Annotated in this window: 17 protein-coding genes; 8 read left to right on the plus strand and 9 right to left on the minus strand. The window is 70.5% G+C overall.

Annotation, left to right across the window (positions count from 1 at the left end; all coding sequences use genetic code 11):
* Positions 1-16: 16 nt before the first annotated feature.
* Together ACP7TJ_RS11590 and ACP7TJ_RS11595 are read right to left on the minus strand one after the other, a co-directional pair.
* On the minus strand, positions 17-1,426 hold the full coding sequence (locus ACP7TJ_RS11590; protein ID WP_266546324.1) for a sensor histidine kinase: 1,410 nt from the start codon (positions 1,424-1,426) through the stop codon (positions 17-19).
* A complete protein-coding gene (locus ACP7TJ_RS11595; RefSeq protein ID WP_189909890.1) occupies positions 1,423-2,157 on the minus strand; it encodes a response regulator transcription factor in 735 nt (244 codons plus the stop codon). Before ACP7TJ_RS11595 ends, ACP7TJ_RS11590 begins: the two co-directional genes overlap by 4 nt.
* A 144-nt stretch (positions 2,158-2,301) precedes the next feature.
* Here ACP7TJ_RS11595 and ACP7TJ_RS11600 point away from each other — a divergent pair, with 144 nt between their 5' ends.
* The gene (locus ACP7TJ_RS11600) at positions 2,302-2,859 is read left to right on the plus strand and encodes a hypothetical protein (RefSeq protein WP_189909891.1); all 558 of its coding nucleotides are present in this window, start codon (positions 2,302-2,304) and stop codon (positions 2,857-2,859) included.
* A gap of 68 nt (positions 2,860-2,927) precedes the next feature.
* On the opposite strand, the gene ACP7TJ_RS11605 is transcribed toward ACP7TJ_RS11600, so the two are convergent.
* Positions 2,928-3,797 (minus strand): spermidine synthase, encoded by an 870-nt coding sequence (locus tag ACP7TJ_RS11605; protein ID WP_427763046.1) that lies wholly within the window; start codon positions 3,795-3,797, stop codon positions 2,928-2,930.
* A 76-nt stretch (positions 3,798-3,873) separates the two neighbouring features.
* The gene (locus ACP7TJ_RS11610) at positions 3,874-4,263 is read right to left on the minus strand and encodes a hypothetical protein (RefSeq protein ID WP_093767292.1); all 390 of its coding nucleotides are present in this window, start codon (positions 4,261-4,263) and stop codon (positions 3,874-3,876) included.
* 284 nt (positions 4,264-4,547) lie between these two features.
* Here ACP7TJ_RS11610 and ACP7TJ_RS11615 point away from each other — a divergent pair, with 284 nt between their 5' ends.
* On the plus strand, positions 4,548-6,002 hold the full coding sequence (locus tag ACP7TJ_RS11615) for a hypothetical protein (RefSeq protein WP_167741854.1): 1,455 nt from the start codon (positions 4,548-4,550) through the stop codon (positions 6,000-6,002).
* 85 nt (positions 6,003-6,087) lie between these two features.
* Here ACP7TJ_RS11615 and ACP7TJ_RS11620 read toward each other — a convergent pair whose 3' ends face one another.
* A complete protein-coding gene (locus tag ACP7TJ_RS11620) occupies positions 6,088-6,660 on the minus strand; it encodes a hypothetical protein (protein ID WP_266546336.1) in 573 nt (190 codons plus the stop codon).
* Between the two features lie 124 nt (positions 6,661-6,784).
* Here ACP7TJ_RS11620 and ACP7TJ_RS11625 point away from each other — a divergent pair, with 124 nt between their 5' ends.
* A complete protein-coding gene (locus ACP7TJ_RS11625; RefSeq protein WP_266546339.1) occupies positions 6,785-7,381 on the plus strand; it encodes a TetR/AcrR family transcriptional regulator in 597 nt (198 codons plus the stop codon).
* Between the two features lie 43 nt (positions 7,382-7,424).
* On the opposite strand, the gene ACP7TJ_RS11630 is transcribed toward ACP7TJ_RS11625, so the two are convergent.
* Positions 7,425-8,021, minus strand: a complete 597-nt coding sequence (locus tag ACP7TJ_RS11630; protein WP_427763048.1) for a histidine phosphatase family protein — start codon at positions 8,019-8,021, stop codon at positions 7,425-7,427.
* A 185-nt stretch (positions 8,022-8,206) separates the two neighbouring features.
* Between ACP7TJ_RS11630 and ACP7TJ_RS11635 the strand changes: the two genes are divergently transcribed.
* The 5 genes from ACP7TJ_RS11635 to ACP7TJ_RS11655 all read left to right on the plus strand — a co-directional run bounded on the left by ACP7TJ_RS11635 (position 8,207) and on the right by ACP7TJ_RS11655 (position 13,924).
* Positions 8,207-9,166: a phosphatase PAP2 family protein gene (locus tag ACP7TJ_RS11635; RefSeq protein ID WP_193458911.1), complete on the plus strand. Its 960-nt coding sequence runs from the start codon at positions 8,207-8,209 to the stop codon at positions 9,164-9,166.
* Positions 9,117-10,286 carry a hypothetical protein gene (locus ACP7TJ_RS11640; protein WP_193458912.1) on the plus strand — a complete coding sequence of 390 codons (1,170 nt, stop codon included), beginning with the start codon at positions 9,117-9,119 and terminating at the stop codon, positions 10,284-10,286. The genes ACP7TJ_RS11635 and ACP7TJ_RS11640 overlap by 50 nt, the downstream gene beginning before the upstream one ends.
* Positions 10,277-11,878 (plus strand): hypothetical protein, encoded by a 1,602-nt coding sequence (locus tag ACP7TJ_RS11645; protein ID WP_427763050.1) that lies wholly within the window; start codon positions 10,277-10,279, stop codon positions 11,876-11,878. Before ACP7TJ_RS11640 ends, ACP7TJ_RS11645 begins: the two co-directional genes overlap by 10 nt.
* On the plus strand, positions 11,875-13,224 hold the full coding sequence (locus ACP7TJ_RS11650) for an AAA domain-containing protein (RefSeq protein ID WP_427763052.1): 1,350 nt from the start codon (positions 11,875-11,877) through the stop codon (positions 13,222-13,224). Before ACP7TJ_RS11645 ends, ACP7TJ_RS11650 begins: the two co-directional genes overlap by 4 nt.
* 397 nt (positions 13,225-13,621) lie before the next feature.
* Positions 13,622-13,924, plus strand: a complete 303-nt coding sequence (locus ACP7TJ_RS11655; protein ID WP_427767334.1) for a transposase — start codon at positions 13,622-13,624, stop codon at positions 13,922-13,924.
* 34 nt (positions 13,925-13,958) lie between these two features.
* Here ACP7TJ_RS11655 and ACP7TJ_RS11660 read toward each other — a convergent pair whose 3' ends face one another.
* From ACP7TJ_RS11660 to ACP7TJ_RS11670, 3 genes are all read right to left on the minus strand, one after another.
* A complete protein-coding gene (locus ACP7TJ_RS11660; RefSeq protein ID WP_218061068.1) occupies positions 13,959-14,576 on the minus strand; it encodes an SMI1/KNR4 family protein in 618 nt (205 codons plus the stop codon).
* 11 nt (positions 14,577-14,587) lie between these two features.
* Entirely contained in the window at positions 14,588-21,475 is a 6,888-nt protein-coding gene (locus ACP7TJ_RS11665) for a polymorphic toxin-type HINT domain-containing protein (RefSeq protein ID WP_367559346.1), read from the minus strand.
* 63 nt (positions 21,476-21,538) lie between these two features.
* Positions 21,539-25,786: a LamG-like jellyroll fold domain-containing protein gene (locus tag ACP7TJ_RS11670; RefSeq protein ID WP_387789804.1), complete on the minus strand. Its 4,248-nt coding sequence runs from the start codon at positions 25,784-25,786 to the stop codon at positions 21,539-21,541.
* Positions 25,787-25,972 lie beyond the last annotated feature (186 nt).

The raw sequence follows: 25,972 nt of genomic DNA on the forward strand, positions 1-25,972 counted from the left end.
GAACCTTAGGGTCCGCTTAAGGAAGGGATCGGGAGCGGTTAAAGGACAGGGCGCCGCGGCCCGTCCGGCGCCGGCGGACGCTCCCCCGGTGCCCGCGCCGCCGCGGCGGCCGGTCGCGGCCGTCGAGCTGGATCCAGATGCGCACCTCGGTCCCGCCGAGCACCGACCGGCCGATGCGCACGTCGCCGCCCGTGGACTCGGCGAGGCGGCGCACGATGTCCAGGCCGAGTCCGGTGGAGCCGTCCGTGCCGGAGCCCCGGCCGCGGGCCATCGCCGTCTCGGGGTCGGCTATGCCGGGGCCCGCGTCGGAGACGAGCACGATCACCGCGTCCTCGCCGTTGTGCACGTCGACGGCGAAGGCGGTGCCTTCGGAGGTGTGCCGGAAGACGTTGCCGAGCAGGGCGTCGAGGGCGGCGGCCAGGTCGGCGCGGGCCACCGGGATGCGCACCGGCCGGTCCGCCCCGGCCACCCGCCACTTGCGGCCCTCGTCCTCGGCGAGCGCCGACCAGAACGCCATCCGCTCGCGCACCACCTCGGCCGCGTCGCAGCCCGCGCCGGGACCGGCTGCGGCCGTCTGCGGCTTGGCGTCGCGGGCGGTGCGGATGATGGTGTCGACCTCGCGCTCCAGCTGCTCGACGGCGGCCCGGGTCTGCTCGGCGGCCGGACCGTCGCCCAGGGAGGCGGCGTTGAGCCGCAGCACGGTGAGCGGGGTGCGCAGCCGGTGGGACAGGTCGGCGGCCAGCTCCCGCTCGTTGGCGAGGAGCTGGACGACCTGGTCGGCCATGGAGTTGAACGCCACGGCGGCCAGCCGCAGTTCGGTCGGCCCCTCCTCGGGCACGCGGGCGCCGAGCTTGCCCTCGCCCAGTTCGTGCGCCCCCTCGACCAGCCGCTGGGCGGGGCGCACCATGCGCACGCCCAGCCGGTCGGCGACCGCGACGGAGCCGACGATCAGAGCGGCGCCGACGGCCGCGAGGACCGCCCAGGCCGTGCCGACGCCGTTGGTGACCGCGGACTCCGGGACGAACACCTCGACGACGGCGATCTCGCCGGAGCTGAGCGCGACCGGCTGGAGCAGGGCCGAGCCGCCGGGCACGGTGGAGGTGGAGGCACGGCCCAGCTCCCGCACGGCGGCGACGTCCTGGTCGGAGGCCCGCCGCTCCCCTATGTCCAGGGGCTGCTCGCCGGCGGCGGCCGGGAGGTGCACCGCCATGTCGGTGCCGGAGCCGGCCGAGGCGACGACCCGCTCCAGCTGGGCGCGGTCGGTGGTGATGGACAGCGCGGGGGCGACGGCCGCGGCCTCCCGCTCCGCGCCGGCGAAGGCGCGGTCACGGGCCATCTCGCGGATGACCAGGCCGAGCGGGACGGCGAAGGCCACCACGACCATCGCGGTCACCGCCAGCGACACCTTCACCAGGGCCCATCTCATCGCGGCGGCTCCGCCCCGGGCGCGTGCACGGGTCCGGCCGCGTCGGCCGGCGGCTCCAGCTTTACGCCGACGCCGCGCAGGGTGTGCAGGTAGCGCGGGCGGGCGGCGGTCTCCCCCAGCTTCCGGCGCAGCCAGGACAGATGGACGTCGATGGTCTGGTCGTCGCCGTAGGACTGCTGCCACACCTCGGCGAGCAGCTCCCGCCGGGGCACGACCACGCCGGGCCGCCCGGCGAGGAAGGCGAGCAGGTCGAACTCGCGTCTGGTGAGGTCGAGTCGGGCGCCGTCCAGTTCGGCCTGGCGGCGCAGCGGGTCGACGGTGAGGCCGCCGACCCGGATCACCGGGGAGGGCGCGGCCTCGCCGCCGCCGGAGCGGGCGCGGCGCAGCACGGCCGCCATCCTGGCGGAGAGGTGCTCCACCGAGAACGGCTTGGTCAGATAGTCGTCCGCGCCGGCGTTCAGCAGCCGCACGATCTCCGTCTCGTCGTCGCGGGCGGTGGCGACGATGACCGGGACGTCGGTGATGCCGCGGAGCATCTTCAGGGCCTCGGAGCCGTCGAGATCCGGCAGTCCGAGGTCCAGGACGACCACGTCGAAGCGGAAATGGGCGACCTCGCGCAGCGCCTCCAGCGCGGTCCCGACGCTGCGCACGGTGTGCGAGGCGTCGGTCAGCTGCCGGATGAGCGCCGAACGTACGAACTGGTCGTCCTCGACCACGAGAACACTTGCCATGGGCGGCACCGTACGCCATGCCGGGCGGGGGCGGCCGGGGCCTGTGGACAACTCAGGACGAGCTTCCCGAAGGCCTGTGGACGGTCCGTCCACGCCGTCCGGGGCGCGACACGGGTGGGGCGTGTGGGGCACTATGGGCCGACGATGCGCAGAGGACTCCTACACGTACTGGCCTGGCTGCTCGCCACGGGCGCGGCCGTCACGCTGTCGTGGTGGGGCGTCAGCACGGTGATGGAGGGCACGGCCTACGACCCGCCGCGCGCCCTGCCGATCCCGGCGGGCGAGGAGAAGGCGCGGGCGGTGTCGTCGTCCACGCACCGCCCCTCCGCCGGGCCGTCGCAGGACGAGGACGGGAAGCGGACGGAGAAGTCCCGTGAGCCGTCGGGGACTCCGGCCACCGGGTCCGCGCCGCCCGATCCGACGCCATCGCGCACCGCCTCCCCCTCGAAGACGCCCTCCGCGCCGGAGACGACCCCCGCCGGGGAGGTCAGGAGCTACGACACCCGGGGCGGCCGGGCGGTGTTCGACATCGGGAAGACGTCCGCGTCGCTGGTGTCGGCGACGCCGGGGGCCGGCTGGTCGATGCAGGTGTGGAAGACGGAGACGTGGATCCGGGTGGAGTTCGCCTCGGGAGCGGACCGGGTGACGGTGTTCTGCACCTGGCACGACGGCCCGCCGCGGGTGGAGATCGCCACGTACTGACGCCATACGGGGGCGCGTTCGGCGCGCGTCGGTGCGCGCTCGGCGCGTCTCAGCGCGTTCGGCCGGGTTCAGCGGAAGGCGTCGGCGGGCGGCGCCGGTGACGCGACCGCGCCGAGGTCGGTCACGGGGGCCGCGCCGCCGGTGAAGTCGGTGAGTTCCCGGCCGTGCTGGACCCGGCCGGAGTGGGGGTCGGAGGCGGCCCGGCGGGTCAGCTCGGCGACCGGCAGCGGCGCGTCGGAGGCGACCAGGACCGCGTTGCCGAACCGCTTGCCGCGCAGCACGGCCGGGTCGGCGATCAGCGCGAGTTCGGCGAACCGGGCGGCGGCGGTGGCGATCTGGCCGCGCAGATGCGTGAGCGGCGGCCCGTCGGCGAGGTTGGCGGTGTAGATCCCGCCGGGGGCGAGGGCCCTGCGGACCTCGTCGAGGAACTCGGTGGAGTTCAGGTGGGCCGGGGTACGGGCGCCGCTGAAGACGTCGGCGACGACGAGGTCGGCCCAGCCGTCGGGCACCTTGGCGAGCCCTTCGCGGGCGTCCGCCGTGCGCACCCGGATCCGCGCCCGGGGATCGAGCGGCAGCTCCCGCCGGACCAGCCGCACCAGCGCGCCGTCGCGCTCGACGACCTGCTGGGTGGAGCGGGGGCGGGTGGCGGCGACGTACCGGGCGAGGGTGAGGGCGCCGCCGCCGAGGTGCACGGCCCGCAGGGGCTTTCCGGGCGGGGCGGCGAGGTCGACGACGTGCCCGAAGCGGCGCTGGTACTCGAAGGAGAGGTGGGCGGGGTCGTCCAGGTCGACGTGCGACTGGGGCGCGTCGTCGATCAGCAGCGTCCAGCCGCGTGGCCGGTCGCGGTCCGGGACGAGCCGGGCGATCCCTCCGTCGACCTGCTCGGTGACGGCCTCGACGGCCGCCTGTCCCCGTCCGCTGCTCCTGCCCCGTGCCATGCGGTCATTGTCCCAGGCGGCGCGTCCGCACCCCGCCGGGGCCACGCGGCCGGCCGCTCCCCGGCCGCCCGGGCGCTCAACTGCAGCTGTCCGCCGCCTCGATCATCCGCTGGGCCTGCCCCAGGGCCTCGCGCAGCACCGCGGGGTCCGTGGCCAGGTCGGCCTCGCCGGGCGGCACCAGCCAGTCGGATCCCTTCGCCGGCCGGTCGGGCGTCAGACGGATGCCGCGGCCGTCGGTCTCCGTACAGACGCTGCCGGGGACGTCCCACGCGGCCGCGGTGCCGGGCGGCACCAGGAAGCCGAGGGTGTCGCAGCCGCCGTCGTGCAGCACCGGACCCACCGCGTCCCCGGCTCCGCGCCGCAGGATGTCCACCGCCTCCAGGCCCTGCCGGGCCGGGACGGTGACCACGTCACAGTCCGGGCCGACGGGTTCAAGGGGGTCGTTCTTCCGGCTGGTCGTCATCATCCCGGCCTCCACCACACGGATCACGCTCGGACGAGGGGTCGGGAGTCGGGGGGCTCCCGGTCCACAGGGTTCAACGAGCCGCGCCGTCAAGGGCTACGCCGGAAGTCCGCCGCAAAGGATGGCACTTCATGGCAGATCACGGACGACATATCCGTCATGTGGTCAAACTCAGCGTACCCAGCTCGTCACAGCAGGTACGTTCATGCCCGCCGGAAACAGGGTGGCACCCTGACAAGCCGCCCCGTTTCCGGCATGGTTCGACGGTTCGCAGAGAGGACCCGGCCATGGCGTCGTCATCGGTGCCCTCGTCCCAGCCAGCCCGGCCGCCGCGGCCGAATCTCGTCTTCCGGCACCTGCGCGGATCGCGCTCGCCGGCCGAGTTCGCCGCGGCGGTCCGGCGGGCCGCCCGCGAGATCGGCGAGCGGGTCAGCTGTGACGCGCGGTACGTGCACCGGGTGGAGGCGGGCGAGATCCGCTGCCCCAACTACGCCTACGAACGGGTCTTCCTGCACATGTTCCCCGGCCGCACGCTGACCGACCTGGGCTTCGCGCCCCGCTCGTCGGTCCGCGGGCGCCGGACCCGGGCCGCCGGGGACCAGCCCGCGGCCCGTCCCGAGAACCCGGCGAACGCCACGAGTGAGACCAGCGGGGCGTGCGAGCCGTATGAGACGCACGACAGGTACGACACGTACGACGAGTACGACCCGCACGACCACGAGGAGAGCGACGTGCTGCGTCGCGCATTCATGACCGGCGGTGGCGCCACGGTGGCCGCCGCCCTGAGCCCGTACGGGCTCGCCCCGGAGGCTTCGGCGGCACAGCGCCCGGTGCGCCGTGCGGGGACGTCGGACGCGTGCGCCCTGGAGGAGGCCGTGCGCCGGATCCGGGTGCTCGACGACCGCCACGGGGCGGACGGGCTCTACCGCCGTGCGGCGGCCCCGCTGCGGGCCGCGTACGCGCTGCTGGACGCGGGGGCGACCCGGCAGCGCACGGCGGACCGGCTGTACGCGGGCGCCGGTGAGCTGGCCATCTCGGTGGGCTGGCTGGCGCACGACTCGGGCCGTTTCGACGACGCGCGCTCGCACTACGCGGAGGCGCTGGCGACGGCCCGGGTGACGGGCGACGCCGGGCTGGAGGCGCACGCGTTCTGCAACACGGCGTTCCTCGCCCGGGACGCGGGCCGCCCCCGGGAGGCGGTGCGGGCGGCCCAGGCGGCCCAGCGGGCGGCGCGGCCGCTCGGCTCGCCCCGGCTGATGTCGCTGCTGGCGCTGCGCGAGGCGGGCGGCTGGGCCGGGCTGGCCGACCGCACGGGCTGTGAGCAGGCGCTGGTCCGGGCCCAGGCGTACTTCGACCGCGGGCCCGCGGAGGCGGACCCCGAGTGGATGACCTTCTACGGGGAGGCCGAGCTGGAGGGCCTGGAGGCGCAGTGCTGGTCCACGCTCGGCGACTGGACGCGCGCGGCGCGCCATGCCCGGCGGGCGGCGGAGCTCCAGGACCCGCACTTCACCCGGAACATCGCGCTGTACACGGCGGAGCTGGCCGACGACCTGGCCCGCGGCGGCCGTCCCGAGGAGGCCGCCCAGGCCGGCATGCGCGCCCTGGACCTGCTGGGCGAGGTCCAGTCGTCCCGCGTCCGCTCGATGCTGTCCGGCACCTCACGCGTCCTGCTGCCGCACCGCCGGACCTCCGGCGTCTCGCAGTTCCTGGACCGCCACGCCTCCTTGCCGCGCATGGTGTGACCTCACGGGACACGCGGGACACGGACCGCGGGGCCCCGCCGGCGCAGGGGGAACGCCGGCGGGGCCCCGCGGTGTCCGGGCCGGGTCACGCGCCCTTGGCGGCGCGGCCCAGGCGGAGGGCGGAGACGAGGAAGAACACGCCGCCGAGGAAGGCGTAGCCGGCCAACGTCTTCAGGGAGGCGCCGGCGCCGCCCGCCTGCGCGGCGAACGACACACCGGCGAGGGTGGAGATGCCGCCGCTCGCGATCATCGCCCACTGCCCGCCCATACGGCGCCGGGCGACGCCGACGACGAGCTGGACCAGACCCGCGGTGACGGCCCAGGCGCCCCAGACCCGCAGCACCGCCGGGACGCCGGAGGTGGCGGCGAGGGCGAGACCGACGGCGGTGAGGGCGCTGAGCGCGATGTTCAGGTACAGGTGCCGCACGGGCCCGCCGTCCGCGGCGGTGGAGCGTACGTCGACGACGGCGCAGGCGACGTCGAACAGCGGATAGATCACCAGGAGCGTCGCGCCGAGCGGGCCGAGTGTGCCGGCGGTGCCGAAGAGCAGGGCGGCCCAGACGGCGGCGAAGGCGAAGCGCACGAAGTACAGCCGGCGCAGGGCCGCGGGAGCGGCGGCGGGTGCGGGGGCCGGGGTGGTGGCGGCGAGGGTGTCCACGGGAGTGCCTCTCGATGGGCTGAGCTAAGAGGGAGAACGTTCGGTCTCCTTCGATTCAAGACCCGCGGGCGTCCTCTCGTCAAGACCGAACGTTCTCCCTCACGCTTTTGGTACGCTCGCACCCATGAGTCGGGGCACACGAAGCGGCAGGCCGTCCGAGGCGCGGACCAGGCTGCTCGGAACGGCGACGAGGATCTTCTACGCCGAGGGGATCCACTCCGTGGGCGTCGACCGGATCATCGAGGAGGCCCAGGTCACCCGGGCGACGCTCTACCGGCACTTCACGGGCAAGGAGGAGCTGGTCCTCGCCTATCTCGACCAGGCGGACCAGGGCATGCGGGCGCAGATCACCGGCGCGCGGGCGCCGGACGCCGCGCCGGAGGACGACGTACGGGCGGTCGCGCGGGCCATCGCCGACGGCATCCGCTCCCCCGGCTTCCGCGGCTGCGCGTTCCTCAACGCGGTGGCGGAGTACCCCGACCCGGACCACCCGGTGCACCGGGCCGTGCTGGCGCACCGGCAGTGGTTCCTGGAGACCGTCACCGAACTGCTCGGCCGCGCGGGCATCGAGCCCGCCGACGCGGCGGGACGGCACTTCGTGATGCTCAGGGACGGCGCCATGGCGGCCGGCTGCCTCTTCGACCCGGAGCTGGTCTGCGAGACCTTCCTCCACGGCGTCGAGTCGTTGCTCACAGCGGGCGCCGCCGCGTCACGCGCCTGACGCGCGCGTGGAGACATGCGTCACGCGCGCGTAGGCGCACGCTTCAGGGGACGAGGTGCCCCACGTCGTTCCAGCTCTCCACGGCCGGCTCGCCGTACGCCCAGCCCAGGACCGACAGGGAGGTCGGGCTGAGGCGGATGCGGGCCGCGAAGTCCAGCGGCAGGCCCAGCCAGCGGGCGCCGATCGAGCGCAGGATGTGGCCGTGGGCGAAGATCAGCACGTCACGGTCGGCGGAGCGCGCCCAGGCGACCACCTCGTCCGCGCGGACCCTCACCTCCGCGAGCGTCTCGCCCTCCGGGACCCCGTCCCGCCATATGAGCCAGCCCGGACGCACCGCCTGGATCTCCGCCGGGGTCATGCCCTCGTAGGCGCCGTAGTCCCACTCCAGGAGCGCGTCCCAGTGCCGGGCACGGTCGCCGAAGCCGGCCAGTTCACAGGTCTCCCGCGCGCGGGACAGCGGGCTGGTGCGCACCTCGACGTCCGCCGCCCCGTCGTACGGCGGCCGCTGAAGACGCTCACCGAGCAGCTTCGCCCCCTGACGGCCCTCCTCCAGCAACGGCACGTCGGTCCTGCCGGTGTGCTTGCCGGACAACGACCACGCGGTCTGTCCGTGCCGGGCCAGCAGGATGCGCGGAGCCATGGGGAACCTTCCGGGAAATTCACAGGCGGGACCCGTCCATCATCGCTCACCCTGGTCGCGGGCAACCCGGGGGGCGATCTCCGCGTCTATCCGGTTCCGAAGAGGTGTACGCGGGAAGACGCGCACACACCGTAGAGTGGCTGGCCGCCGACCAGGACAGCACGAGGACAAGGGGGAGCGATCGGATGCCGCACACCGAGACACCGGGCACCGAGGCGGTCCCGGCGACCCGGATGCGCTGGTGGACGGAGCTGCCGCTCATCCTCCTCGTGTACGCCTGCTACTCCGCCGGACGGCTCGTCGTCCGCGGCGACGTCTCCGACGCCGTAGACCACGGCCTGGCGCTGCTGCGCATAGAGAAGGCGTTGTACCTCAACGCCGAGCACCCGCTGAACCGCCTGTTCACCCGCGAACCGTGGATCGGCATACCCGCCGACTTCTGGTACGCCTCCCTGCACTACCTGGTGACCCCGGCGCTCCTCGTGTGGCTGTTCCGCTCCCGCGCGGTGCACTACCGGGCGGCCAGGACCTGGCTGATGACGTCGACGTTCATCGGCCTGATCGGCTTCACCCTGCTGCCCACCTGCCCGCCCCGGCTGCTCGACCCGAGCCACGGCTTCGTCGACACGATGGCCTACTACAGCTCGTGGGGCTGGTGGGGCGGCGAGGCGAGCGCCCCGCGCGGCCTCGGCGGCATGACCAACCAGTACGCGGCGATGCCCAGCCTGCACGTGGGATGGGCGCTGTGGTGCGGGGTGATCCTCTGGAAGCACGGGCGCGGGCGCTGGACCAGGACGGCCGCGGTCGTCTACCCGCTGGTCACCACGATCGTGGTGATGGGCACCGCCAACCACTACTTCCTCGACGCGCTCGCGGGCGCCGCCGTGATGGGCGCGGGCCTGCTGCTGGCCCCGCACGTGATGCGGTACGCGGACGTCGTGAAGGCCCGCTTCCGGACCGCCGCGGCGGCCGTCCCGGCGGCCTCTCCGGCCACGGATGCCATGATTGTCAGTGCCGGATGCCAGACTTCCGCGGGTGAGCGAATTCCACGGCAGCGGCATCCCGAGTCGCGGTACGGACCAGGAGCCGAACCGGGTGCCTCCCCCTCGGAAGCGGGGGAAGGGGCTCCGGCACCGGCTCGCTGAGCTGCGCGGTCCCGAGACGCAGGCCAAGGCGCTGGACGCGCGCGCCCTGGCCGCCCTCGCCGCCAACCCGGGCTGCAGACGGCGCGCGATCCTCGACGGCGCCGGGGTGGACAAGGCGGCGCTCGCGGGCGCGCTGGGCTCACCCTCGGTCTTCGGCCAGTCGCAGTTCGCGTTCGTCCGGGGCAACGCCTTCGAGGCGAAGGTCAAGGCCGACGGCGGCACGGAGCTGCTGCGCCTCGCCCACGAGAAGCTGGACCGCGGAGCCGAGCCGCCCGCCGGGGCGCGCGTGCCCGATCTCACAGCGCAGGGCCCCGAGGGCCGCACCGCGCGCACGGAACTCGCGCTGCGCGAGGCCGCAGGAGAGCCCGGTGCGTGGACGCTGCTGGACCATCCGATGCTCGCCCTGGACGTGGCGGGCTCGCCCGCGTTCCTGGAGCCGGACGCGGTGGTGGTGCACCCGGACGGCAGCTGGACGGTCGTCGAGATCAAGTCGTTCCCCATGCTGGACGGGGCCGCCGACCCGGCGAAGGTCGGCGCGGCCGCCCGCCAGGCCGCGGTGTACGTGCTGGCGCTGGAGCGGGTCGCCGAGCGGCTCGACCCCCCGCCCCGGGTGCGTCACCGCGTCCTCCTTGTGTGCCCGAAGGACTTCTCCAACCTGCCCACCGCCTCCGCCGTGGACGTGCGCAAGCAGCGCGCCGTGACCGCGCGCCAGCTGGCCCGGCTCACCCGCATCGAGGAGATCGCCGACACCCTCCCCGAGGGCGTCTGCTTCTCCCCCGAGCTGCCCGCCGAGCAGCTCGAGCAGGCCGTGGAGTCGGTCCCGGCGACCTATGCGCCCGAGTGCCTGTCCGCGTGCGAGCTGGCCTTCCACTGCCGTGACCGCTCCCGCGCGGCCGGCGCCGTCACCTCCCTGGGCCGCCCGGTGCGGGCGGAGCTGGGCGGTCTGACGACCGTCGGGGACGTGCTGGCGGCGGCCCGCGGCGAGGCGGGCGACCCCGACGACCCGGCGGTGGCGGCGCTGCGCCGCGCGGCGGCCCTGCGCGCGGAGGCGCTGGCGTCGGCCGCCGAGGGGACGCGGGAGGCCGCCGAGGGGACGCGGGAGGTGGCCCCGTGTCGCTGATCTCCACCCTCGCCCGGCTCGAGGCGGTCGACACCGGCCGCGCCCAGCCCGCCGCGACCGTCCGGCACCGGCATCTGTCCGCGCGGCCGCTGGTGTTCGTGCCGCTCATCACCGCGGGTGAGGCGGGCGCCCCGCTCGGCGCGCTGGTGGGGAGCGACCGGGACGCGCCGCGGCTGCTGGTGGTGCCGCAGCCGCGCGACCGTGAGCTGCGGTTCGCGTTCCTCGCCGAGCTGGCGGACGTGGTCCTGCCGTACCTGGACGGGTTCGCGGACGCCGTGGAGGCGGCCGAGCGCTCGGAGACCGACCCGGAGACCGGCAAGCGGGTCAAGGTCGAGGTCGAGCTGTGCGCGGACGCGCCCCAGATGATCGTGCCGAGCCGGGCCGGCGTCGACCTGGTACGGCTGCTCGGCCGGTCCATGCGGTTCCGGCGCACGGCGGAGCAGGACCCGGAGGCTCCGTTCCCGGCGCCGCCCCGCGTGCCGCTGCTCGGGCGGTGGCTCACGCACTTCGGGGAGCGGGCCCGCGTGCCCGGCTCCTGCCTGCTGCTCGCCATGACGGACGTCCTGGGCCGGCACTGGGCGACCGGCCAATCCACGCTGGAGGACCAGCATTTGGGGGCGCTGCTCGCCTGGATCGACCCGCCCGAGGGCCGCTCCGGCGCGGAGGCCGCCGAGGAGGCGGAGCTGGCGCGGGACGCCGACGGGCAGCTGGTGTGCCCGCCGGCGGGCCCGGCCACCGACCCGGCGTTCGACAACAAGCTGCTCGCCCCGGCCATCGAGCGCTACGACCGCGCGCGTACGGCGCTCGCCGCCGCCGAGGACGGTGTGGAGGCCGACGACCGGCTGGGCGCGCTGACCGCCGCCGAGCGGGAGATCCGCGCCCTGGTGGAGAGCCGTACGCGGCCCACCTGGGACGCGGTGTGGCGCGGCCTGGACCTGCTGCGGGAGCTGCCGGAGGGCGCCCGCGTGGAGGAGCGCTGGACGCGCGACCGCTGGTCGTTCACGGGCCACCGGGACCGGGTGGCGGCCGGTGAGCCGCCGCAGCCGCGCCGCGACGACGCGGTGACGGCGGCGAACAAGCTGGCGGCCCGTGAGCGGGAGCAGGCCCGGCTGGAGGCGCAGGAGGCGCTCGACGACCCGCTGGTGATGGCGGCCCGGCGGCTGTCCGGGGAGGCGTTCGCCGGGGAGGTCGTCGACGTGGTCATGGCGTACAGCGAGAGCAAGCGGCCGAGCCCCCGCCCGCTGGTCACGGTCCGTACGGACGACCGGCCGCACCTGGGCGAGCGCGTCAAGGTGTACCGCTCGCTGGGCGGGAAGCCGCAGACGGCGGAGTTCGTGGGGTACGAGACGGGCCCCGAGGGCGGTCTGCTGGTCCTGCGGATCATGGACAAGATGGGCCGGGGCAAGGAGCCGGAGCCCGGTTCGGTGCCGGAGAAGGGCGACCGGCTGTGCTTCACGCTCTTCGAGCACGAGCCGCGCGGCGGCGCCAAGCTGCCCGACCCGGAGGAGACCCCGTGGACCCACGGCGGGCCGCCCGGTGAGGAGCCCGCCCCGGAGCCCGCCGACCCGGTGACCGAGGAGGACCTGCTGTGACCGCCCCTGTCGAGGAGACGGCGTTCGACCCCGGCTCCGCGGCCGCCCGCGCCACGGACGCGATCCTCCACGACACACTCCACGGCTCCGCGCGCGGTGTCGTCGTCGACTCCCCGCCCGGCGCCGGCAAGTCCACGCTGGTGGTGCGCGCGGCGCTGGAGCTGGCGGAGGCGGGCCGCCCGCTGATGGTGGTGGCGCAGACGAACGCGCAGGTGGACGACCTGGTGCTGCGCCTCGCCGAGAAGAACCCCGACCTGCCGGTGGGCCGCCTGCACAGCAGCGACACCGACCCGTACGACAAGGCGCTGGACGCCCTGGACCAGGTGCGTACGTCGGCGAAGGCGGCGGACCTCGCCGGGCTGCCGGTGGTGCTGTCGACGGCGGCGAAGTGGGCGCATGTGAAGAACGTGGAGCCGTGGCAGCACGCGATCGTCGACGAGGCGTACCAGATGCGCTCGGACGCGCTGCTCGCGGTGGCCGGGCTGTTCGAGCGGGCGCTGTTCGTCGGCGACCCGGGTCAGCTCGACCCGTTCTCCCTCGTGGGCGCCGAGCAGTGGGCGGGCCTGTCGTACGACCCGTCGGGCTCGGCGGTGACCACGCTGCTCGCGCACAACCCGGATCTGCCGCAGCACCGGCTGCCGGTGTCCTGGCGGCTGCCCGCCTCGGCGGCGCCGCTGGTGTCGGACGCGTTCTACCCGTTCACGCCGTTCCGCAGCGGCACGGACCACGGCGACCGCGCCCTGACCCTGGCCGTCCCGTCGGACGGCTCGGGCCCGGACCGGGTGATCGACGAGGCGGCGGAGACCGGCTGGGGCCTGCTGGAGCTGCCGGCCCGCCACACCCCGCGCACCGACCCGGAGGCGGTGGGGGCGGTCGCCCAGGTGGTCCGCCGGCTGCTGGACCGGGGCGGAGCGGCGGTCTCCGAGCGCTCCCCCGACCCCACCCCGCTCACCGCGGACCGCGTCGCCGTCGGCACGGCCCACCGCGACCAGGCGGCGGCGGTGCGCGCGGCGCTGGCGGATCTGGGCGTGAGCGACGTGACGGTCGACACGGCGAACCGGCTCCAGGGGCGTGAGTACGACGTGACGGTCGTCCTCCACCCGTTGTCCGGCCGCCCCGACGCCACGGCGTTCCACCTGGAGACGGGCCGCCTCTGCGTGCTGGCCTCCCGGCACCGCCACGCCTGCATCGTCGTCTGCCGCGAGGGCGTGACCGACCTCCTGGACGACTATCCGTCCACGGAGCCGGTCCAGCTCGGGACGCTGGTGAAGTTCCCGGACGGCTGGGAGGCGAACCACGCGGTGCTGTCGCATCTCGCGGAGCACCGGGTGCGGTGGCAGCCATGAGGAGCGGCTGACGGCGACCAAAGTCGTAGTCCATCATCGACCACGGGATGACGCTCTCGCAGGTGTCGGCGCGTCGCTCATAGTCACGGACCAGGCGGCTGCGCAGGATCCAGGCGAAGGATCCTTCGACGACGCAGCGGCGAGGCAGGACCTGTGGTCCCGCCGCGGCCACGCACCTGGTCCGCAGTGCGGGGCCGCCCTCGCCGCCGCTCATCGGTGGCCGCCCCGGCCTGCTAGAAGTCCGGCGAACCCCTCCGACTGATTACCGACCCTGCCCGGACGCCCTGCCGGATGGACGCAAGGGCTCCTCCTTGAAGGACTACCGCGACCTGATCCAAACCGCCCACCAACAGCTCGGCGGCCCGATCGTGCTGGTCTGGGACATTCGAACACCCATCTGACGGACAGCGTGCGCCGTTGCATCGCCGACCGCGACTGGCTCACCGTCTTCCAGCTGCCGCCCTACGCACCCGACCTCAACCCAGTCGAAGCGTCTGGTCCGCCCCTACGACGCACCATCACGGCCAATCGCGCCTTCGCCGACCCCGACGACCTGATCACCGCGGTCCGGCGCGGCCTACGCCAGTCCAGTACCGCTCCGACGTCCTCTACGGCTGCCTCACCGGCACAGGCCTCCGAAGGCAGCCACCATGACGACATCAAGCATTCAAGGTCAGTATGTGTGGGCACTGAGCGTTGAATCTCCGAACTGGCTGCAATTAAGCCCAAGAGATCTACTCTACGATTCTGAATCGCACGGTTGCCCCATCCGGGAGATCTCGGAGTTGCACCGCCAAGTCCCCTCGAAGGCGCATTGCCTTCACAGAATCGAGCACATACATGTTTCCGGTGGAGAATTCTCCACCCAACACGAATGGACACTTCGGGATAAGGCGAGATCCATCCTCAATCACACCGTTCACAGTCTGCCACTCATGCGCTATGGGATACCCGGTCAGAAACTCGTAGTCACTGAGAATTTCCGCTGCCCAACCTTCCAAACTCTCTGCAACGGGAGAGCTCTCTCCAGTTTCCGGATCGAACGAATAGATCACCTCATCCTTGATTGCGAACTGACCACCAAAGATATCTTCAGCGAAGAAGAAAAATCCCTCCGCCATGCCGTCATAGGCATCCCGCCAGAGCTGTGGGGCGTTCCATTCCTCCAAGTCAGTGCTGAGGCCCGCCGAGTCCACAGGGAACACATGCAGGGACGCCTCAAAGGCGTAGAATCCGTTGATACGTCCCAGCAGAGTGTTCAGTTCACCGCCAATACGACCTTCGACCGAAAGCGGCTTACTCACGCCATTGACCCCGAGCGCTGGCCCCGCGAGCGAGATCAGCTTTTCCAATCGACTACCCATCAGTCACACACCACTATTCGCACCTTCGTCCCGTCAGGAAGGCCGCGGCACTGACGCCCCATTGCGGACCCCGCGCCTCGATTATCGCCAGGAGTGATAGGCCGCACGCTGGCGCCAGTCCCACCCTCCTCAAACATTGCTGGCGGGTACTCGTCCCGGTCCTTGCCGGGCACACGCGGCTTGCCACGCAACGAGTCCCTGCGGTTAGCTTCTGCACCCTTACGGTTAATAGTCAATTCGGCCGGGTAACCCGCCGCCTGAGAATCCTCGATGTGCTGAGCAGACTCAGGATACTTACTGCGACTCACGTTGATCTCGCAAGCTGGCGACGTGTTGTGCACCAGGATCGGCGTGCCACCCGCCAGCACATAGTACGTGTGCAGGTCGGTGACAGTCAGGTTGTGGACGGTAGCCGGGCGCTGCGTCAGGGAGGTGCCGTTGATGCGGACGGTCTTTCCGCTGACGGTGTGCAGTTCTTGGCCAGCGGTCAGCCGACCGGCGTCAACCCACTCTTCGAGACCAGGCACCCAGAAGGGATGGCCATCCGTCGCGGTGACCCACACCTCCTCCCCGCCCACGGAGATGGAGAGCGTCACCAGGTTCTTCGGGCCTTCGCCGGTGATTTCAGCGGTGACCGTCTCTATCTCGGTCTTCCCCGTCTCTGGATCCGTAGCCAGGACCTCATCGCCGACTTCGACGTCCTCGATGGGTTTCCTGCTGCCGTCCGCCATAAGGACTTCGGTACCAGTGGCAAAGCTATTGCAGGGCGGATCCGCCTTGAAAATCTTCAACCCCTTGAACACTCGCCCCCAGGGCAAGTCCGTCATCGCCCAGCCGCAAGCACCGAGGCTTTCTCCGCTCAAGCAGCTCTTCCACGCATCGACGTCGGGGGCAACCAGGGATATGACGATCTGCTGGAACAAGGTCTGTTCGTGGTGGACGATGCCGAGAGCTTCGGCCGCGCCGCAGAACGCATCGAGGCTGTCATCCATTTGCGAGCACTTGCGCTCTGCCCACGCTTCGAGTTGCTGCTCCCTTTCCTGGTACTGCGGGAACATTGCCGCCAGCTCCCGCGCTGCCGGTATTTGAATGTTCTCGATGAAGACCGCGCCATTCTTCTCGGTGACGTTGATCGTCACCGCCGGCGAGCTCGTCGACCCCCCACCTCCCCCGGACCCGCTCGCTAGGTCGTTGCCGTCCTGGTCATAACAGGTGTAATGCGTGCAGCCCGGTCCGTTGCCCTTACTGGGGTGCCAAACCGAGTCCGGATTGTTGGCGCTGCATCCGTCGCAGTACAGACCCGACGGGTCGGAGAAGGTGAGCGGGTTGTTGTTGCTGTACGTGTAGCCGTTGATCTGCTGCGGGTCGGTCAAGTCCATGATCGGGTCGACCGAGAGGAAACGGCCCGTGGACGGGTCGTACTCACGGGCGCCCAGATGCGTCAGGCCTGTGGATGTGTCCTGTGTGCCACCGACGAAGCCCTTGGTACCTGGCCAGTCCACCGGTTCCTCGCCCCGAATTCCGCCGAAGGGGGAAGTACGGCGCTGGGTCAGCTTCTGGGTGGACGCCTCAATGGCGAGCAGGGCTGTGCCGTGGTGGTCCGCTGTGGTGAAGGAGACCGTGCCGTCGTCCTCTTGGACGGCTGTGTGTCCTCCGCCGAGGTCGATGTAGCGGGTGCCACGGGGTGTGCTGCTGCCCTTGGCGACCGTGATCTCGGTGCTTCCGAGGTAAAGCGTGGTCTCGGTGGGAGCCCGGGAGATCAGACGGTTGCCGTCGGCGTCGTAGACGTACTCGGTGACCTTGGGCGAGCTTCCTTCGACGGGTTCGGTGACCTTGGCGAGCTTGCCTTCGGCGTCCCACTCCAGATCCTGTGTGGTGCCGTCACCCAGGGTGCGGGCGTCGGTGTTGCCAATGGCGTCGTAGGTGTACGAGTCGCCGGACGTCACACCGGCCCCCACGCGGGTGACCGCCTTCAGGCCGTGCGGGCGGACCGAGGCCGCACCCGGCTCCGGGTAGTCGTACGTGCTGGTGACGTCCTTTGTGGTGTCACCGGTGGTGTCGTGCTGGACCTCGGTGCTGCGGTTGCCGGTCTTGTCGTAACCGTAAGAGGTCCAGTACGGGGCTGGGCCGCCAAGCACCGGGGCGCTGGGCGTGCTCGCGCAGGCGGTGGTGGACTGAGTCCAGGCCTCTGTCAGACGGCGCAGGTGGTCGTAAGTGAAGCACTGGGTGTCCGTGCCGGAGCGGGAGGTGTCCGAGACGGAGAGGACGTTGCCGGCCTCGTCATACCGGAAGGTGGAGGCTTGGTCGACGCCGGGGACGTCCTGGCGGTCAACGCGGGTGGACGCCAGCCGCTGAGTGCCTGGCTCGTACTCGTTGGTTACCCAGGAATTCTTGCTGCCCGAGTCGGACAGTTCGTACTGCAGCGGCTTCCCGGTGAGGCTGTATGACGTGGTGGCCTTGAGGTTCACGGGGCCTTCCACCGCGATGGGCCGCAGTGTGTCGTCCTCGTAGGCGTAGGCCATCGTCGACGCAGCCAGGGAGCCTGCCTTGGGCAGGCCCACAGTGAAGAGCAGACCGGACGACTTGTATGAGGCGCCCGAGAGGTAGGTGCCGGCCAGGCCGATGTTGGCCTCGGACTCCGGGATCGTCACCGAGGTGCGCAGCGGCCGGTAAAGCCCGTCACGGGCCAGCACCTGGGATGTGTAGGCCAGTCCGTCATCGGCATAACGGGTGGTCTGCGCGAGGTACCCCTTGGCCCTACTGAGCGTGTCGTAGGTCCATTTGGCGCGCAGCGGGCCAGTGACGGAACCGGAGCGCAGTTCGGTCTTGCGGCCGAGGCCGTCGTAGACGTTGACGAGCGTGGTGTCACGGGCGTCGACCGTGGAGGTGAGCCGGCCCCGGTCGTCGTAGTGGTAGCGAGTGGTGCCCTTGTCCGGGTCGTCGGACCGTGTCATCCGGCCGAGCAGGTCGTACGCGAAATCCCACTCGTTGCCTGCCGGATCAGTCACCTTGGACAGGTGACCTGCTGGAGTGAAGGCGTACTTGGTGGTGTCGTACGAGGCCTCCGGGATGCGCTGATGGTGCTGCCGCAGTTCTGTGGTCTGCCCGCGGGCGTCGGTGAGGGTGGTGGTGGCGGTGCCGCCCTCGGGTGGGATCACGGTGGTGCGGTCGCCGCCGTGAAGAGTACGGGTAGTGCCGAGGAGCTTGCCGCCGTCTCCGTTGCCGGAGATCTGCCGGTGCTCCGTCTGCCGGCCGAGGCCGTCGTGGGCATATCGGTTCTGGGTCTCCACACTGAGCGCGTCCTCCGGTGCAACCAGGGATGTGGAGGGCGCGGAGGTAGCGTAATAGGGCAGAAACTCCGTTACTGTCAGGCCGCGTTCGTCATAGAAGGTATCGGTGAGCAGCCGTCCGCCGTCGGGACCCGGGGATTGGGACTGGCGAGGCCGCAGGAAACCGTCATAGAGGACGTACGAGACGACCTGGGAATTGTCGTTACCGATGACTTTGGTACCGACCGCGATAGGTGCGTCCCCGGTGACCTTGTAGGTGTACTCGTACGTGGGGATGTCACTCGTACGCCGGTCGGCGAGCCAGACCTTGGTGGTGCGGCCGAGCGCATCGTAAGCGAAGTTGGTGACTCTGTCGTTGCTGTCGGTCTGGGTCAGCGGCACTCCGCGTGCCGGGTCGTTCGTCGTGGTCGTGGACAGCGCGGTGCTGCTGTCACCAGACTTCGCAGGAGGCGTGGTGACCTTTGCGGAGGTGGGGAATCCGGTCGACGGGGTATAGGCAGTGGTCGTCGTAAGGCCGTCTGTGCGCACGGTGCGGGTCAGGGTGCCGGAGGCGACGGTGAGGGTGCCGGTAAGGTCGGTGCTGGTGAGCTTGCGGCCGTAAGCGTCGTAGGTCGCACCGCTCTCCGTGTAGGTGGCCGTTGTGCCGTCGTGGGACTTGAGGACCGCGGTCGCCGTCGCGTCGCCCTTGGCCGGCGCGGCGTCGTAGGCCCGGCCGTCATAAGCGGTGCGCAGGTCGGAGATGACGTGCTCGGCACGGTCAGGCGTCCCGGCGCAGTTCATGGCGACGGTCTCAGCCCGAGAGGGAAGAGTGAGGATCGCGCCGGCCGCCGGATAGGTCGTACGGGTGCATCGGTCGTCGGCAGTGGTGGCATCGTCGCCGCGGTCGTCGATACGGGTGATGCGGCCTGCGACGGTGTCGAAGGAATTGTTCACCGTGGTCGTACGCCACTTGGCACCCGCGCCGTCGTCCAGCGAGGTCCACGAGCGGACCTGGCCGGTGCCGGCGAGGTTGGCGGTCACCGTGCCCCAGGAGCGGGTGCGCTTCGCGGTCTCATGGTGCCAGGGCCGGTTCACGACCTTGCTCAATACCCGGCCGCCGGGGCCGGAGTACTGCACGGTCTTGTAGGCGAAGCCTGCGGCCGACTCGTGGTCGGTGATCGGGTCACCTTCACCGCTGCCGAGAGTAACGTCGACCGACTTGGTGCCGCCGCTGGGCGCGAGGCGGTCGCCGTCCATGCCGCGCAGGAAGTAGGTGTCGGCCTGCGATTTCATCGCCGCCGCGCCACCCAGTCCACCTGTCTTCACCCGGACGTGGCCGTAACCACGCCACTGTGACCACGTCTTCTCCTTCTCCTTGGTCAGCCCGTCATCGTCGTCGTAGTGCCAGGCGGCGCCATCCAGGTACTCGTACGAAGTGACCTGGTCCGGTGCGCCGCCGGTGCGGTCGGTGAGAGTGACGGTGGAGACGACGTACTTGTTGAACCAGTGCAGGTCCGGATCGTCGGAGGAGCTGCCGCCGATGTACTGCGGGAAGCAACGTGTGGTGTTGGTCTGCGGAGAGGGCAGGGCCCCGGCGTCGCAGGCCGCCGTCGAATAGCCGACGTCGATCTGGCCGCCCGCCTCGTCGGCGACGCTGCTCAGTCGTGCCTTGATGAACGGCGCATATCCGTCACCGGTCTTGTCGAGCCGGTTGGCCCGCTGGACGTACCCGAACGTGGTCTTCGGGAGAGTGATCGCCGGAGTGGCGCTGAGCCCGGTGCGCTGCACGGAGTCCAGCAGCAGTTGGTAATCGGTGTCGGCCATACCCCAGCGGTGGACGAGCTCCCAGGAGTCGACGTTCGTGTAGGCACCGGACTTCAGCACCTGGGTGGCGACAGAGGTCAGCCGCTTCTGGGTGAAGAACACCGGGGCGAGTCGGCCCTGATCACAGGTGGCGCCTTCGTCGCAGTTCAAGTCCCACGGGGTGTCGTACCAGTAAGAGGCGTCCTCGTCGATGTCGCCACAGGTGGTGTTCGCGTCGGGCAGGCAGCGTTTACCGCTGGTGAAGTCGACCTTTGCCAGCGGCTGTGCGTACATGGCGGAGGAGCGCAGACCGTACTCGATCCGGTCGAGGCTGCCGCCTCGCACATATCGCGTGTTGGCCTTCTCATCCAGGTTGCGACCGTAGGAGTTCCACTCCTTGTCGTAGTAGTACGCGATCGCGTTGCCGTGCGGGTCGACGACGTAGTCGAGATTCCACCGCCAGCCCTGCTGGCACCAGGAGTCGGCGAACGACGAGGCATGGCACGGTTCATTGGCGTCATCACCGAAGACCGGAGCGGTCCACGTGGAGTTGGTGGTCTCCTTGCCGTCGGTCCAGCCGGGCAGCCGGTTGTAGCCGAAGTAGTACTGCACTCCGTCCGGAGTGGTGACTTTCCAGTACTCATCGTTCCGCGCATCGTTGGCTCGCACGTCGGAGGAGGAGCCGCGCATTCGTTGGATCTTGGTGCCGTCGTCGTCGCGCAGCCGGAAGAGGTCGGTGCCGTCCGGCACCAGCTCACCCCCCTTGCCGTTGAAGGAGATGAACGCGTTGTCGTACGCCCAGCACAGGTCGGCCGGCTTCCCACCGTCGGCGTGCTCGATTCCGTCGTCCATGCAGGACTTGTAGCGCCGCTCGATGGAGCCGGGCCACATGTCGAAGCCGTCGCCGACCCAGGAGCCCTGGTTGTTGGAGTTGCCGGACCGGCCGTCGACGGACCCTGAGGAGTACGAGATCCCCACGCTCGGCAGCAACCCGCCCGGGACATCGGGCACGTTCATCGCGTAGGACCACGAGAAGTCGCCGGTGTTGAGGCTGGTACTCCACTGCGCCGACGACGACAACGGAGTGGCCTTGTAGTCGCCGCCCATGCTCGCGTCGTCGGCGACGGCCGCAAGGACGGTGGCGCCGGAAGCCTTCAGCGGGATGCTCGATGCGGTGAGGGTCGCCGACTCGGTGTCGTTGACGGCCTCGATGGGAGTGGCCTTACGGCAGGCGGCCTTGGCCGGGGTGGTGAGCGCGCAGGTCGGCAGCTCGACCAGGCGCAACCGGTCGGCATAACCGCCACCGAACGCCTCGGCGATGGAGGAATAGTCGAGCCGAGCCCGTACGACGCCCCCGTTCCTCTTCGTGGTCGTGTCCGGCTCGTCGGCTTCCAGACTGAACAGCAGACCGTCCGCTCCAACCTGTCTGGCGCTCTCCCGGTCGAATATCCGGGCCCGCACCTTCTCGGGCGCTTGCTTGCCGCCGACCGCCAGCGGCAGCCCTTTCGCCCGTACGACAGACGATGAGTCCTCTGGCGGGTCGATGGTCGCCACGCCCGCCAGCGGCCAGGCCGCCCGCGGGGCCTTCGCGGGAGTGCGCGGGCCCTTCGTCGGAGTACGCGGGATCACCGGGACGGCCGAGACCTCTACCGGCTTCTCCGACGCGGGCAGGTCGGGGCGGCCGGAGTCGCGGTCGGCTGCGACCGACGCGGGCTGGGCCGCCGCCTGGAGCAAGGTACCGATCATCACCGTGGCCGAGGCCAGAGCGATGCGGCGGCGCAGGGCAGGGACTCGCGTCCGGGATCTACCGTTCATCCTCGTCCTTCGTCATACGCGGTCGGTGCGGCGGGGTGGGACATGCGGGAGACCGACGGCAGGTCAGCCATCGCCGGGTACCTCGGTGGGGATCCCCGGCCAGCCCAGCGACAGGCGGGCGATCTGCAGCTCGCTCAGCGCACCCTGGAAAACCCATACGTCATCGACAGACCCGGGCCAGTACTCGCCCCACTCCCCGGAGGTCCTGGCCCGGCCGATCTGCAGTCCGCCCGTGGCCTTGTACGACAGCACGTTCTCGGCCCACGACATTCGGTCGGCACAGGTGGTGTCGTCGGACTCGCCGTCGCCGTCCCCGTCCGCGCAGGCGACCTCTTCCAACTCGCCGTTCACGTACAGCCGGACTTCCTTGGTGGAGCCGTCGTACACGAGCGCCAGGTGGTTCCAGTCCCGTGCGTCGTAGAACCGGTGGTTCTCCACTCGCACGACTGTGGCGCCCGCCGAGTCGGAGTCCGGTATCGATATCTCCCAACGCCCGGCGTCGTCCACATCCCCGGGCGTGGGTACATGTCGTACCGCGAAAGCGCTGTTGGTTGTGCCGGGCATACTCAGGACGGCCGCGCTGTTGGCAGGCGCGCCTGCAGCCTGGGCCCAGCCCATCACCGTGAAGCTGGCGTTCGTGTCGACGACGGCCGTGGCGGTCGCGGCATGGTCGTCGATGCCGTCCAGTTCCAGGGCTCCGTCGTCAACCCAGCCGAAGCCGGTCTTCGCACCGCCGCCCAGGACCAGTGCCCGGCTCTCGGCCGAGGCGTCAGGACTGGTGGCCGGAGTGGTCGTGGTGGCTTGGTCCAGCAGCCAACGGCCCTTGACCAGTGGCCGCTGCTTGAACAACTGCTGCACTTCCTCGGCGGAGACCGGCCGGTCCATCACACGCACGTCGTCAACGGTGCCAGGAAAGAAGTACTGCCTCGCTCCGCTGAAGTCACCGACGCCGATGTACATCGATCTGTCGGCGTAGAAGGGGCTGTTCTGGGTGACGGAGCCGACCTTCGTGCCGTTCACGTACAGGGTGAGCGTGTTGTCGTCCGTGTCGTGCACTCCGACCAGGTGCGCCCATTCCCCGGCGTAGGCCTTTGCGCCGGCGGGCTGCGTGACACGGGTGATGCCCCCGTCCGCCGAGTCCGCGGTGTACTGGGCGAAGGCCCACTGCTGGGCGGCGGCGGAGTAGTACAGCTCCATCCCGGGCCGTTCCTTGCCGGCCTGCAGCACCACTACGCCGCTTTCGGCCGCCAGGGAGTCCAGTTTGGCCCAGGCCGAGACGGTGAAGCTGCGGAAGGTGTTCACGTGTGGGGCGCTCGTTTCGCCGACCTTCGCGTAGCCGGTGGTGCCGTCGAAGTGGGCGGCCTTGCCCGCGACTCCAGGCACGCCCGTGGTGACCGTTCCGTGGTAGGTCGCCGGGATCACTCCGCCGTGTCCGACGATCTCCGTCGCGCCGGCTGCCTCGTCCATGGGGAACACCGCGAGCGCGGGCGAGCCTGGGTCGCCGACGGTCTGCTTCGCGTGCAGCTGAGTGACCTCGCTGTCCTCCAGCTGTCGATTGAAGATCTGCACGTCGTCGATGGCGCCGGAGAAGAAGTTGCCGGGCGTTCCGCTGTAGGAACCGGCCCCGATTCTGAGACCGCGGCGGGCGTTCCAGGGGGTCGACCAGGACTTCTCACCGACCAGTTGACCGTCGACGTACAGGCGCAGCCGGTCCAGGGTCGCGTCGTAGGATCCGGCGACGTGCGTCCACTTGCCCACCGTGACCGGGGCGGGCATGGCAGCCTTCGCCATGACCGATGCGGCGCCGGCGGTGTCCGATGCGTGCTGGTTGAACACCCATCCGTGGACCGGGGAGTAGTAGAGCTCAAAACCGGCCGTGATGTTGCCCGGCTGGGTCGCCACCACCATCGAGCGGGTGGGCTGCTGATCGAAGTTGACCCACGCGGAGACGGTGAAGCCCTGTGTGGTGTTGACCGGTGAGAGGTCGGTGTCGGCATATCCGTCCGTGCCGTTGAACCGCACCGCTGTGCCGACCGCGCCTTCGGCTTCGGCGGTCGTGCCACCGAGCAGCTTCAGGGTGCGCGGGGGTGTCGATCCCTTCGCCTGGTTCGCCCCCGCGCCTTCGTCCATCTGCCATGTCGCCCGGTCGGGCTGCCCGGCCTTGACCCGGTACTGGTAGGTGCGGATCTCACTGCCGTTACCGGCTGAGTCGAAGGCCTGTGCCGTGAAGAAGTTCACGCCGGGTCTGGCCGGCAGCACCTTCGCGATCCGCGCTGCACCGCCCGAGGTGGTGATCTTGTTTCTTGAGGTCGGATCCCCGTTGATGCCGTACCAGTACGTCGTCACGTCCGAGTCGACCCCGTCGACGGTGAACGACCCGTACTGGCCCACTCCGTCGTACCAGGGGTCCTCGGGGTTGGCCGGATCCGATTCCGGATACTCTCCCGAGCTCACGGTCGGCGCCTGGGGCACGCTGGTGTCGTAGACGAAATAGCACGCCGATGCGGCCCCCGCATGTGACCACGGTGAGTACTGCGCCCCGTCGAAGACCCTGGCGTACCAGCGGACGGTCTTGTTCTTCGGGATCGACGACGGCAGGGAGATCGCAAACGACGAGCCGGACGCCTTGCCCGCCGCACGAGTCGGACTCCACGAGCCTCCGTCCCACTTCGCCTGGAACTGCACACCGACGTTGTCCCCGTCAGGATCGGTGACATTGTTCGCGCGGATCGTGCCGAGGGTGCGGACGCGGGCGAGGGAGGACGGGGTCTTGCAGGTACCGCCGTAAGTCATCGTGAGCTGCGACATCTTCAGCTGGGCCGGCGGACGGTTGTACTCGACCCGGAGATAGGCGTCGTCCGAGAGCCGCTTCCAGCCGTAGCCGTCACTTTCACTCGACGCCCGCAGACCGAAGGTCATCGTCGACCACTTGCCGTTCGCGGCCTGCTGGACAGCCGACTTCACCTCGAACTCGGCGTCCTTGGCAGCGCACCCCTCGTACCCGTACGCAAACTCCTCGGTCTTGAGGTGGTCGATCCAGAAGCCCGAGGCGTTCTGCGAGTTCCACGTGGTGGACGAACTGATGTCCTTGGTACGCCACAATTGCACGCCACGGTCGGAGCACGACGCCGACCAGGTGTTGCGTACGACGAATTCCGCTGACAGGATGCTGCGTCCCGCGAACTTGGATACGGGGATGCGGTAGAAGAGACGCTTGGTGTCGTGCGGCTTGCAGTAGTTCCAGTTGCAGTAGCCGAGGCCCGAATCGGAGTCACCGTTGAACTTCCACTGTGGTGAATCCGCCCAGTACTTGGACACCATCGTCCAGGCGGAGGCCTTGGGGGTGTACCACTGCGGGTCGATGAACACCGGGTACTCGGTGTCCTCTCCCTTCAGCACATCCGCGTCCGGCGTCAGAACCAGTTCGTCCTGCCCCTCCGCCACGTCGACCCCGACAGGGGCGAGCTTGCCCGACTCCCCCGCGCCCGGCTGATCGCCCGACTCCGCTACCGCGCCGGCCGACGCACTGCTGCCCCCTGCCTTCTCAACTGGTGTTGTCATGCTCGATTCCGCGCCTGCCGGGCTCTCTCCCGGGCTTGAATCCCACATCATCGGCCGCGGAGCCTCGAAGACCGGCGACTCGGCTCCCTTGTCGAGTGCCTGCAGTCCCCCCTCTTCGGTCTCCTCCACCGACAGACCGCGCGTATCCAGCTCCAGCCGCAACTGGGCGAGCTCTGGGCTCGCGGCAGCTTCCGCCGACTTGACCACCAGCAACTGGGTGAACCCGTCCTGCTGCGCCGTCATCCGCAAATCGACGTCCGGCAGCACCGACGGGTACGTGGCGACCGGACCCTCGACCTCGGGCTTCGGCAACGGCGTGGGCCAGGTCAGGCTCAGTTCACGCCCGGCGCGCTCCATACGCACCAGCGGGCTCTCTCCTCCGCCGGAAAACTCCAGATCTATGGTTGACGCCTCGGGGGCGATGGTGCCGTCGCTCGTGGCAGTCAGGTCGGTGTTGACCCGCTTCCAGCCGCCGTGGATGCGGGTCCACACCGGACGCAGATATTCACGCGCCTGCAACCGACCGTCCGGAGTCGCGAAGACCTCACTCGCCTCCCCGCGCAGCGACACAACTTCCACGGGCTCGCCGGTCTTCTTGGCCTTCTCCAGCGCTTCGGCCTCCGTGAGACCACTGGCGTCCAGGTCGGCAGTCTTCGCCGCGCTCGTCGGCGAAACCGGCGCATCCGGCGTACCTGCCACGGCCTCACTGGTCAGGGCTGGAGTCGACCCGACGGCCAACGCTGCGCCCATCAGAACGCCAACGATTCTGGTCCTACCTCGACTTCGGCCCCACATCCCCGCCACACCCCACCCACAGAGCCCACACAGTTGCCTTCCGTACCCCACCCCGTTACCGAACGTCAGGTCAACGGGCAGCAAACGGACATTGGCGTCGGAGATTCATGTAGCGAGCGTGATGATCGTTACGTTTGAGAA

Origin of the sequence: Streptomyces sp. DSM 41931 (assembly GCF_050271085.1) — a bacterium.
GTDB lineage: Bacteria > Actinomycetota > Actinomycetes > Streptomycetales > Streptomycetaceae > Streptomyces > Streptomyces albogriseolus.

Coding starts and splice junctions, on each gene's coding strand:
- ACP7TJ_RS11600 (WP_189909891.1), top strand. CDS start 2,302: ATGCGCAGAGGACTCCTACACGTACTGGCCTGGCTGCTCGCCACGGGC.
- ACP7TJ_RS11595 (WP_189909890.1), bottom strand. CDS start 2,157: ATGGCAAGTGTTCTCGTGGTCGAGGACGACCAGTTCGTACGTTCGGCG.
- ACP7TJ_RS11625 (WP_266546339.1), top strand. CDS start 6,785: ATGAGTCGGGGCACACGAAGCGGCAGGCCGTCCGAGGCGCGGACCAGG.
- ACP7TJ_RS11630 (WP_427763048.1), bottom strand. CDS start 8,021: ATGGCTCCGCGCATCCTGCTGGCCCGGCACGGACAGACCGCGTGGTCG.
- ACP7TJ_RS11610 (WP_093767292.1), bottom strand. CDS start 4,263: ATGATGACGACCAGCCGGAAGAACGACCCCCTTGAACCCGTCGGCCCG.
- ACP7TJ_RS11665 (WP_367559346.1), bottom strand. CDS start 21,475: ATGAACGGTAGATCCCGGACGCGAGTCCCTGCCCTGCGCCGCCGCATC.
- ACP7TJ_RS11605 (WP_427763046.1), bottom strand. CDS start 3,797: ATGGCACGGGGCAGGAGCAGCGGACGGGGACAGGCGGCCGTCGAGGCC.
- ACP7TJ_RS11615 (WP_167741854.1), top strand. CDS start 4,548: ATGGCGTCGTCATCGGTGCCCTCGTCCCAGCCAGCCCGGCCGCCGCGG.
- ACP7TJ_RS11670 (WP_387789804.1), bottom strand. CDS start 25,786: ATGGGCGCAGCGTTGGCCGTCGGGTCGACTCCAGCCCTGACCAGTGAG.
- ACP7TJ_RS11635 (WP_193458911.1), top strand. CDS start 8,207: ATGCCGCACACCGAGACACCGGGCACCGAGGCGGTCCCGGCGACCCGG.
- ACP7TJ_RS11590 (WP_266546324.1), bottom strand. CDS start 1,426: ATGAGATGGGCCCTGGTGAAGGTGTCGCTGGCGGTGACCGCGATGGTC.